This is a genomic window from Teichococcus oryzae, assembly GCF_008386565.1.
Classification (GTDB): Bacteria; Pseudomonadota; Alphaproteobacteria; order Acetobacterales; family Acetobacteraceae; genus Pseudoroseomonas; species Pseudoroseomonas oryzae.
The window spans coordinates 87,641-97,014 of the sequence record NZ_VUKA01000010.1; the positions used below are offsets into that span (position 1 = coordinate 87,641).

General features: G+C 67.3%; 8 protein-coding genes. 4 read left to right on the top strand and 4 right to left on the bottom strand.

What is annotated here, in order from left to right; all coding sequences use genetic code 11:
- Positions 1–13 precede the first annotated feature (13 nt).
- The 3 genes from F0Q34_RS16400 to F0Q34_RS16410 all read right to left on the bottom strand — a co-directional run bounded on the left by F0Q34_RS16400 (position 14) and on the right by F0Q34_RS16410 (position 3,476).
- Positions 14–1,198, bottom strand: a complete 1,185-nt coding sequence (locus F0Q34_RS16400; RefSeq protein ID WP_149813320.1) for an ABC transporter substrate-binding protein — start codon at positions 1,196–1,198, stop codon at positions 14–16.
- Between the two features lie 74 nt (positions 1,199–1,272).
- Positions 1,273–2,352 carry a mandelate racemase/muconate lactonizing enzyme family protein gene (locus F0Q34_RS16405; RefSeq protein ID WP_149813321.1) on the bottom strand — a complete coding sequence of 360 codons (1,080 nt, stop codon included), beginning with the start codon at positions 2,350–2,352 and terminating at the stop codon, positions 1,273–1,275.
- Complete coding sequence (locus F0Q34_RS16410; RefSeq protein WP_149813322.1) at positions 2,349–3,476, bottom strand: mandelate racemase/muconate lactonizing enzyme family protein; 1,128 nt, start codon at positions 3,474–3,476, stop codon at positions 2,349–2,351. The genes F0Q34_RS16405 and F0Q34_RS16410 overlap by 4 nt, the downstream gene beginning before the upstream one ends.
- A 136-nt stretch (positions 3,477–3,612) precedes the next feature.
- On the opposite strand from F0Q34_RS16410, the gene F0Q34_RS16415 reads away from it, so the two are divergent.
- From F0Q34_RS16415 to F0Q34_RS16425, 3 genes are all read left to right on the top strand, one after another.
- A complete protein-coding gene (locus F0Q34_RS16415) occupies positions 3,613–4,521 on the top strand; it encodes a LysR family transcriptional regulator (protein ID WP_149813323.1) in 909 nt (302 codons plus the stop codon).
- 170 nt (positions 4,522–4,691) lie between these two features.
- On the top strand, positions 4,692–6,266 hold the full coding sequence (locus F0Q34_RS16420) for an ABC transporter substrate-binding protein (RefSeq protein ID WP_149813324.1): 1,575 nt from the start codon (positions 4,692–4,694) through the stop codon (positions 6,264–6,266).
- A 21-nt stretch (positions 6,267–6,287) separates the two neighbouring features.
- Positions 6,288–7,571: an ArgE/DapE family deacylase gene (locus tag F0Q34_RS16425; RefSeq protein ID WP_149813325.1), complete on the top strand. Its 1,284-nt coding sequence runs from the start codon at positions 6,288–6,290 to the stop codon at positions 7,569–7,571.
- An 82-nt stretch (positions 7,572–7,653) separates the two neighbouring features.
- On the opposite strand, the gene F0Q34_RS21855 is transcribed toward F0Q34_RS16425, so the two are convergent.
- Entirely contained in the window at positions 7,654–7,923 is a 270-nt protein-coding gene (locus tag F0Q34_RS21855; protein WP_161600914.1) for a type 2 periplasmic-binding domain-containing protein, read from the bottom strand.
- 69 nt (positions 7,924–7,992) lie between these two features.
- On the opposite strand from F0Q34_RS21855, the gene F0Q34_RS16435 reads away from it, so the two are divergent.
- Entirely contained in the window at positions 7,993–9,096 is a 1,104-nt protein-coding gene (locus F0Q34_RS16435) for an isocitrate/isopropylmalate dehydrogenase family protein (protein ID WP_149813327.1), read from the top strand.
- Positions 9,097–9,374: the final 278 nt, after the last annotated feature.

The window sequence follows — 9,374 nt, forward strand, 5'->3', positions numbered from 1 at the left end:
CGCGCCCGGTGCTTCAGACGTAACCGGGCGCGAGGGCGAAGGTGCCGTTTTTCGCGGTGTTGGCGGCGGACATCACCACATCCTCCGTCGGGTAGCCGTCATGGTTTTCGGGCGTGAAGGTGTAGGTGCCGTAATAGCCCTGGTGCTTCGTCAGCCCGTTCCAGTGCCGGATGATGGCCTCGCCCGAGGAGCCGCCGGCCGCGACGGCTTCCGCCACGAGGTTCACGGCATCGACCGCGGCGGCCACCCACCAGAGCAGCGTGTCGTCCAGCTGCACCTTTCCGGCCAGCCGGTCCACCAGCTCCTGCGTATGGGGCGGCAGGGCGCCCTTGTCGTCATAGCTGCAACTGCGGTAGCCGATCGCATAAACCTTCTCCCAGTTCGCGGGCCTGGCGAGCAGCCCGGCGATCTCACCGGAGGCCATGGAGGGATGGCCGACAAAGGGCACGTCCCATCCCAGGGAAGCGCGGGTGTTGAACAGCCGCGCATCCATGCCGGTCGAGACGCTCCAGACCACGATGGCCTCGGCGCCGGCATTGCGCGCGCGCAGCATGTCGGGCGTCATGTCCGGCTGCGTGGAATCGATGTTCGACTGATAGACGACCTGCGCGCCATCCTTCTGGAAGGCGGCGACCGAGGCCTTCAGCGCGCTGACGCCGTAGCCTGTGGTGTCGCCGATCACGGCCACCTTCTTCGTCTTCAGGATGTTCAGGCAGTAGCCGCGCACCGCGTCGTCCCACTGGCTGTTGGAAGGCGCGATGCGGAAGGCATTCGGGTAGCGCTTCGTGTCGATCAGGCTGTCCACCACGCAGGGATGGATGTTGGGCATCTTGGCGCGCGCCATGATCGCCGTCACCGCGAGGGACTCCCCGGAATTGGTCGGGCCCCAGATCGCGTGCACCTTGGCCTGGCTGATCATCTCCTGCGTGGCGTTCACCGCCTTGGTTGGATCGCCCTGGGTGTCGCGCGTGATGATCTCGACCTTGCGCCCCTTGACGCCGCCGGCGGCATTGATGGCTTCGGCGGCATAGATCACGCCGCGGTTGAAGCCGACGCCGGGCGCGGAGCTGGGTCCGGTCAGCGCCGCCAGCCAGCCGATGCGGATCGGCTCGCCCTGCGCCAGCGCCGGCCGGGCGAGGGAGGAGGCGGCCAGAGCGCTGAGGCTGCCCAGGGCCAGGTCGCGGCGTGTGATGGTCATGACGTTTTCTCCCGATGTTTTCTTGCGGCATTCCTGTCCGGCGCCGGCCCGTCCTGGCGCGCGCCGGGAAGCCGTCAGTCTTGCAGATGCGCGATGTAGCCTTCGTCGAAGGTGAAGCCCCAGCCGGGCCGCTCGGGAACCAGAACCTGATCCCCGGCAAATTCCAGCCGCTCCCGGTAAAGCCGCGAGAACCATGGCATATATTCCAGGAAACGGGCGTTGCTCAGCGCGCCCAGAAGCTGCAGGCTGGTTTCCGGGAAAAGGTGGCTCGATACCGGTACATCATAGCTTTCCGCCATGTGCCCGACGCGAATGAATTCGCTGACGCCTCCCACTCTCTGGAGATCCGGCATCAGAATGTCGGCGGAACGCAGCTCCAGCATGCGGCGGAAGCCGTAGCGGGTGTATTCCGTCTCGCCGCTGGCGATGGGTGTGTCGAGGGCGGCGGAAACCCGTGCCAGCCCTTCCAGGTCCCAGGCCGGCAGCGGCTCCTCGAACCAGGTCAGGTCAAATTCCTCAAGACCCCGGCCCAGCCGGATGGCCTCGGCCTCGTTCAGGCCCTGATTGGCGTCCGCCATCAGCCGGATGCCGGGCCCGATGGCCTGCCGCACGGCCCGCACGCGGGCGAGGTCGGCGGCGGCGCCGAGGCCGAGCCGCATCTTCATCGCGGTGAAGCCCTGCGCCGCGAAGCTTTCCGCTTCCGCCACCAGTTCGGCGGTGGAGCGGGAAAGCCAGAGGCCGCCGCTGTGGTAGACGGGCACCCGGTTCTGGGCCCCGCCCAGCAGCCGGTAGATCGGCTGGCCGGTCGCCTTGCCCAGCGCGTCCCACAAGGCGCCGTCAATGGCGGAGATGCCGGCGACGGGCACGCCTTTGTGGCCGAGGAAGTTGATGTCCTTCCAGGCCCGCGCCCAGAAATTGGCGATATGCCCGGCATCGCGGCCCACCACCAGATCGGCCAGCTCGTCCACCATCTGCCGCAGCACCCGGGTGCGGCGGTTGTTGAGCGTGAAGATCAGGTTCTCGCCGGTGATGCCGGCATCGGTGCGCAGGGTGACCAGGATGCAGCCGAAGCCGGCGATCTCGCCCAGGGCGCTGCCGATCGGCTGGTCCAGCGGCACCAGCACCGGGCGGGTTTCGATGCGGCTGACCTTCATGGGGATTGTCTCCGTTCCGTGCGATGCGGGGCGCCAATGGCATAGCGAGCCAGTGTTTCGGGGTCGGGGTCGCAGCCAAGGCCGGGGCCGCCTGGCACCCGCATCATCCCGTCCACCGCGCGTACCCAGGGATCGAAGGGGTTGGCCTCCATCTCCAGCCAAAGCACCTCGATCAGCGGCTTCTCCAGCAGGGCGGAGGCCAGGTGCAGGGTGGCGACGAAGCCGGGGCCGAAATACGGACTGTGCGGTGCGACCTCCACGCCATGGGCCTGGCAAAGCTGGATGACCTGCTGCATCTCGGCGATGCCGCCGACCTTGGTGACGCTGGGCTGGGCGATGTCGATGGCGCCGGCCTCGATCAGCGTCTTGAAGCCGAACAGCCCCGCGACATTCTCCCCCGCCGAGACCGGGATGCCGGATTCCCGGATGCGGGCGAGGCCACGCGCGTCCTCAGGCGGCCAGACCGGCTCCTCGAGCCAGAACAGGCCGTCCTTGGCCAGGGAGGCCGCCATGGCCCGGGCTTCCGGCGCCGACCAGGCGCAGTTGACGTCCAGCATGATCGCGGCTTCCGCCGCGCCGGGCGCCGTTCTGGCGGCCAGCACCGCCTCGCGCGTCACTTCATGCAGCTTGATGGCGCGATAGCCGGCGGCGCAGGCATCCGCCGTGTTCCGGGCCACCAGGGCCGTGTCGCCATAGTTCAGCAGGCTGGCATAGGCCGGCATCGGCGAGGGCTCGCTGCCGCCCAGCAGGCGCCAGAGGGGCTGGCCGCTGCGCTTGCCGAGCAGGTCCCACAGGGCGATCTCGATACCGGAGAAGGCGTAGACGAAGGGGCCGTTGCGGCCGAGCAGATGCACGCCATGCAGGATCTGCCGCCGCAGCGCCTGGATGTCCCCGGCATCGCGCCCGACCATCAGCGGCGCAACGATGGTGTCGATCGCGGCGCGCGTCGCGGGAATGGCCGTGTGGCCGAAGGCTTCGCCCCAGCCCACCAGCCCGTCCTCGGTTTCCACCTTGACCAGCAGGATTTCCAGCCGGTTCCAGGGCTGGCCGGCGAACAGGGGATGCGGGCCGCCCATGGTGAAGGGCAGCGACACGACCGAGGTTTCAATGGCTGCAATCTGCATCGGGCTCGCGGACCTTCCGGCTGTGCCGGCCGACCGGGCTGGCTCGTGCGCCGCGCATCACGACGTGAGCGAAACGTTAAGTTTCGCGGAAGATAACCTCAATTGTGCAGGGCTTAATTCTGTATAAGCTGAACTGATGTCGCTCTCGTTCCGCCAGATGGAGATCGTGCACGCCGTCAGCCGGCATGGCTCGGTGACGGCGGCCGCGGCGGCGCTCGGTATCTCGCAGCCCGCGGTCAGCATGATGCTGCGGGAATGCAGTGCAACCGCCGGCTTCCCGTTGTTCCTGCGCAAACAGGGGCGGTTGCAGGCGACGGCCGAGACGCGCGTGCTGCTGGCCGACCTCGAGCGGGTATTCGAGGGGGTCGAGCGCATCAACCGGCTGGTCGAGGACATGCGCGATGCCAGCATCGGCTCAGTCCATGTCGCGGCGACACCGACCCTGGCCGACAATTTCCTGCCGCCGGCGCTTGCCGTGTTCCAGCGGATGCGGCCCCGCATCCAGATCACGATCCATACCATGGACAATCTGAGCGTCGTCGACACGGTGATGCAGGAGCGGGTCGATTTCGGGCTGGTGCTGACGCCGCTCGGCGAGCCGGATGCGCGACTGGTCGAGCTTTGCGCGGGCGAGCTGATCTGCGTCGTGCAGCCGGATCATCCTCTTGCCGGGCAGGGGGCTGTGGAGCCGGCCGACCTGGCGCCTTACCCGCTGATCTCCTTCAGTCGCAGCCTGCCGTTGGGCCATCTGGTGGAACAAACCTTCCGCGCGGCGGGCGTGCCGCGGCGGATCGCGCTGGAGGTGAACCAGTCCTCGGTGGCCTGCGCCCTGGCGCGGGCCGGTATCGGCGTGGCGGTGATCGACCCGTTCCTGCTGCTCGATGACCGTGACCACCGCGTGGCGCGGTTGCGCCTGCGCCCCTCCACCCGGGTCAGCGCCCAGGCCCTGGTTCCCAGGAATGCGGCCTTGTCGCGCCCCGCCTTGCTCCTGATAACGACCATTCGCCGCAGCGCGCGGGCTTTCAGGCAGCGGATGGCGCTGTGATGCCTGCTTGTGTTTTGACGGGAACATTCCGGAAGCATCGCGGCGCCATCCAGCGCGGAAAGGCCTGCGTCTGACTCCGATGGATCAAACGCCGCACGTTCCTTTGCGCGCGGCTTGACATCGCCGCAGCCGATGGCAGGGTTGCTCCCGAAAAGGGGAGGAACTCACACATGCGCGGCTTTCTGCTGGCGATTGCTTCTTGTTTCCTCCCATGTGCCGTTGCGGCGCAGAACACCCTGACCATCGCGGCGCAGTCGGCGCCGACCGCGATGGACCCGCATTTCCACCGCGCAAACAGCAACAATGCGATCCTCCGCCAGATCTTCGACCCCCTGGTCGATTTCGACAATGACGGCCGGATCGTACCCCGCCTCGCCGAATCATGGCGCGCCGTCGACGATCTGACATGGGAGTTCCGGCTTCGCGAAGGCGTTCGCTTCCATGACGGCACGCCCCTGAAGGCCGAGGATATCGCCTTTTCCTTCGCCCGCCTTCCGCTGGTCCCGAACAGCCCCGGCTCCTTCGCCTCGACGGTCCGCACGGTCAAGAGCGTCGACATCCTCGACGATCGAACGATCCGCATCGTCACGAGCGAGCCGACACCGTTCCTGGACGCAGAGCTGACCGCGGTGATGATTCTTTCCCGTCAGCTGCACGAGAACGCCACAACGGCCGATTTCAACAATGGCCGCGCGATGATCGGCACGGGTGCCTACCGCCACGTCTCCTATGAGCAGGGCAACCGGCTGGAAGTGGAGAAGAACCGGGGCTTCTGGGGCGACAAGGCGCCATGGGACCGGGTCCAGATCCGCTTCGTCAGCAGTCCCGGTTCCCGCGTGGCGGCGCTTCTTTCAGGTGACGTCGACCTCATCGACGGAGTTCCGACGCAGGACGTCGCGCGGCTGGACGCCGATCCGCGCATCGAGATCTTCAGCACCGAAAGCAATGGCACCGCCTACCTTTTTCCGGATACGGCGCGCGATCAGGCGCCCTTCATCACGGATCGGGAGGGCAGGCCCCTGGCCAGGAATCCCTTGCGCGATGTTCGCGTCCGCCGCGCCCTGTCCATGTCGATGAACCGCCAGGGCATCGTGGACCGGCTTCTTGCCGGGCAGGGAAGGGCGGCCGAGCAGTTCGCCTCGCCGGTCGCGATTGGCCGGATTCCGGATCAGGCACCCATTCCCTATGATGTGGCACGCGCCCGGGCCCTGCTCGCCGAGGCCGGTTACCCGGATGGCTTCCGCATGACCCTCCATGGCCCGAATGGCTGGTTCCCGGGCGATACCGAGGTGCTTCAGGCCATTGCGCAAGGCTTCACCCGGATCGGCGTGGAAACCCGGGTTGAAGTGCTGCCGACGGCCACCTTCTTCTCGCGCGCGACAAATCGCGACTTCGCGATGTTCATGACCACCTACGCCTCCAATCTCGCGGCGATCACGCTTCAGCAGGTCCTTGCCACCCGCAATCCCGAGACGCGGATGGGACCTTTCAACCGCCAGCACTACTCGAATCCCCGGATGGACGAGGCCCTGCTGGAGGCGATGCAGACAATGGACGAGACGAAGCGCAACGCGCTGACGGCGGAAGCCATGCGGATCGCCATCGACGATGTGGGCGTGATCCCGATCTTCTATCCGAAAGCCATCTGGGCCGGGCTGAAGGCGCGCGTCAGCTATGACCCTTCGCCGGCCTGGTACACCAACGCACTCTTCGCGGCGCCCGTCGATGCGGGCCGAGCCAACTGAATCCATGGGGAAATTCACACGATGTCCGACGCTGCCATGCAGGAGCGCCTGAGTCGCGCGGTTGACGCGCTGTTCGAGAAACAGGTCGATCTGCTGCAGAATCTGGTGCGCTTCCCCTCGCGACGCGGGGAGGAGGGCCCGCTCCAGGACTGGATCGCGCGTGAGCTGGCGGGGCGCGGCTATGCGGTGGATCGCTTCACGCTGGCCGATGTGGGCCTTCAGTCCCATGAGAAGTCGGCTCCCATGGTCGGGGTGGAGCCGTCAGGCTCCCTCCAGGTCGTCGGCACCTATCGCGCGAAGAACCCGACCGGCCGCAGCCTGATCATGCAAGGCCATATCGACGTGGTGCCCGAGGGCCCCGAGGACATGTGGACCCATCCACCTTATGCCGGGGTGGTGCGTGACGGCTGGCTTTACGGCCGCGGCGCGAATGACATGAAGGCCGGCGTTTCCTGCATGATCGCCGCCATGGATGTGCTGCGCGAAGCCGGTTACCAACCGGCCGGGGATGTTTATCTGCAGACTGTGACGGAGGAGGAGAGCACAGGCAACGGCGCCCTGGCGACCTTGTTGCGCGGCTACCGCGCGGATGCCGTGCTGATTCCGGAACCGACCGGCCATACCATCACCCGGTCGCATACAGGCACGCTGTGGTTCCGGCTGCGCGTGCGGGGCGTTCCCGTCCATGTCGCGGTCGCGCAGGATGGCACCAATGCCATCATGTCCGCCTATCACCTCATCCAGGCTCTTGTGGCGCATACCAGGGAGCTGAACCAGGCGGCGGCGTCCGACGCGGTCTATGCGGCCGTCCGGGACCCCATCAAATTCAATCCCGGCATCATCCGCGGCGGCGACTGGGCCAGCAGCACGCCTGCCTGGTGCGAGGTGGATTGCCGCATCGGGCTCCTTCCGTCGATGGAGGTGAAGGATGCGATGGCGGCTGTGGAGCGTGTCGTAAAGGAAGCGTCCCGTGGAGACCGCTTTCTTTCGAACAACCCGCCGGAAGTCGTCTGGCACGGCTTTCAGGCCGATGGCTTCGTGCTTGATCCGGGCAGCGAGGCGGAGGCTGTGCTTGCCGCAGCGCATGCGGAAGTGCATGGCGGGCCGATGCAGGAGCGCCGCACGACCGCGGTGAACGACACGCGCTACTATGGCCGCTACTACAACATTCCGGCTTTGTGCTATGGCCCGAAGGGCGAGGGCAACCACGGCTTCGACGAACGCACATCCCTTGAAGATCTACGCCGCTGCACCCTGACGATGGCCCGGTTCATCGCGGATTGGTGTGGCGTGGAGCCGCGCTGAGGCGGCTGAATCCAGGGTTCCGCGCGCCGCCGGGCACGCGGAACCTCCCGCCGGTCATGACCGTTCCTCTGCCTGGCGCTGATCATCGCGGCCCGGCCGGGGAGCGGCATGCCGCCATGCCTACCCCTCCAGGCGCACGCCTGACCGCCCGGGCAATCTTGTGCCTTTTGCTGATCTCGCTCCGGATGAAGCGCGCGAACTGTTCCGGCATGTCCGGATCGGCAAAGCCGCCCAGCTCCACCATGCGGGCGGCCACCGCCGGATCGCGCAGGATCGCCACGGCGTCGGCATTGATCCGGCGGATGATACAGGGCGGCGGTGCTGCCGGCGCCAACAGGCCGGACCAGCCCATCGCCTTTCGGTGGCATCGCCGCCGCAGCGGCGAGGAATTGGTGTCCATCATCGAACGGAGTGGCGTGACATGGCTGTGAACAGCAACACGGTGCGGGTCGCGCTGATGCCCGGGGACGACATCGGCCCGGAGGTCACCGAGGCCTGCCTGGCGGTGCTGGAGCCGCTGGCCCGCAGGCATGACCTCGGCCTGCGCTTCGACACGCTGCGCGCCGGCGCCATGGCCTATCGCGACACCGGCAGCGCCATGGACGAGGAAACCTTCAAGCGTGCCGAGGCCGCGGATGCCATCCTGCTCGGCGCCATGGGCTGGCCAGGCATCCGCTACCCGGATGGCACCGAGATCGCGCCGCAGCTCGACCTGCGCTTCCGGCTCGGGCTCTATGCCGGGGTGCGGCCGATCCGCGCCCTGCCCGGCGTGCCGGCGGTTCTGGCCGATCCGCGCGCGGCAGGGATCGATCTGGTGATCCTGCGTGAAAGCACCGAGGGGTTGTTCGCCGCCCGCGGCCGCGGCGAGGTCATCGACGACCGCGAGGCGCGCGACACCATGGTGATCACCCGCGCCACGACCGAGCGCCTGTCGGACTTCGCCTTCGGCCTGGCGCGACGCAGGGCTGCGCAGCGGGGCAGGCGTGGCCTGGTGACGCTGGTGGACAAGGCCAACGTGTTCACCGGCTTCGCCTTCATGCGCAAGGTGTTCCACGAGGTGGCGGCGCGGCATCCGGATGTGGAGGCGGCGCACCACTACATCGACGCCATGGCGCTCGACATGGTCCGCCGGCCATGGGATTTCGACGTGCTGCCGACGGAGAACATGTTCGGCGACATCCTGTCCGATCTCGGCGCGGGGCTGGTGGGCGGCATGGGCTTCGCCCCGTCAGCCGATCTTGGCGAGCGGCACGCCGTGTTCCAGCCGAGCCACGGCACGGCGCCGGACATCGCCGGCAAGGGCCTCGCCAACCCGACCGCCATGCTGCTTTCCGCCGCCATGATGCTGGACTGGCTGGCCTGCCGCGGTGCGGGTGCGGGATGGGCCGAGGCGGCCGCCGAGTTGCAGGCCGCCATCGACGCCGCCTTCGCCGGGGGCCTGCGCACACCCGACATCGCCGGGAGTGCAGGAACATCGGATGCTGTCAAGGCAGTGATCGGACACCTTGGGAGTGCGGCGACCTGACCGGGCGTCCATCCCATCCGGGAGCGATGTAGCGGCATCGAGCCGAGCGGCCGGACCTCAGGCAGGACATCTATTCCTCGCCGGGCATATCGGGTGGGGATCGCCGGCAAATATTTCTGCCCTGGCTACACAACCGTTGCGTTTGGCATGAGAATGCTCCCTCAGAGAGCATGGAGCGCCTGCATGGCGGAAGGAAGTCCACTAGGCCTCGTGGACAAACCGGCGATTTGGGGCTTCCCAGCCGGACACTGGCGTGATTCTACGCTGATCTCTGTCAT

Bases quoted from the DNA above. Each gene is read 5' to 3' on its own strand.
- F0Q34_RS16425 (WP_149813325.1), top strand. From the start codon at position 6,288: ATGTCCGACGCTGCCATGCAGGAGCGCCTGAGTCGCGCGGTTGACGCG.
- F0Q34_RS16415 (WP_149813323.1), top strand. From the start codon at position 3,613: ATGTCGCTCTCGTTCCGCCAGATGGAGATCGTGCACGCCGTCAGCCGG.
- F0Q34_RS16435 (WP_149813327.1), top strand. From the start codon at position 7,993: ATGGCTGTGAACAGCAACACGGTGCGGGTCGCGCTGATGCCCGGGGAC.
- F0Q34_RS21855 (WP_161600914.1), bottom strand. From the start codon at position 7,923: ATGGGCTGGTCCGGCCTGTTGGCGCCGGCAGCACCGCCGCCCTGTATC.
- F0Q34_RS16400 (WP_149813320.1), bottom strand. From the start codon at position 1,198: ATGACCATCACACGCCGCGACCTGGCCCTGGGCAGCCTCAGCGCTCTG.
- F0Q34_RS16410 (WP_149813322.1), bottom strand. From the start codon at position 3,476: ATGCAGATTGCAGCCATTGAAACCTCGGTCGTGTCGCTGCCCTTCACC.
- F0Q34_RS16420 (WP_149813324.1), top strand. From the start codon at position 4,692: ATGCGCGGCTTTCTGCTGGCGATTGCTTCTTGTTTCCTCCCATGTGCC.
- F0Q34_RS16405 (WP_149813321.1), bottom strand. From the start codon at position 2,352: ATGAAGGTCAGCCGCATCGAAACCCGCCCGGTGCTGGTGCCGCTGGAC.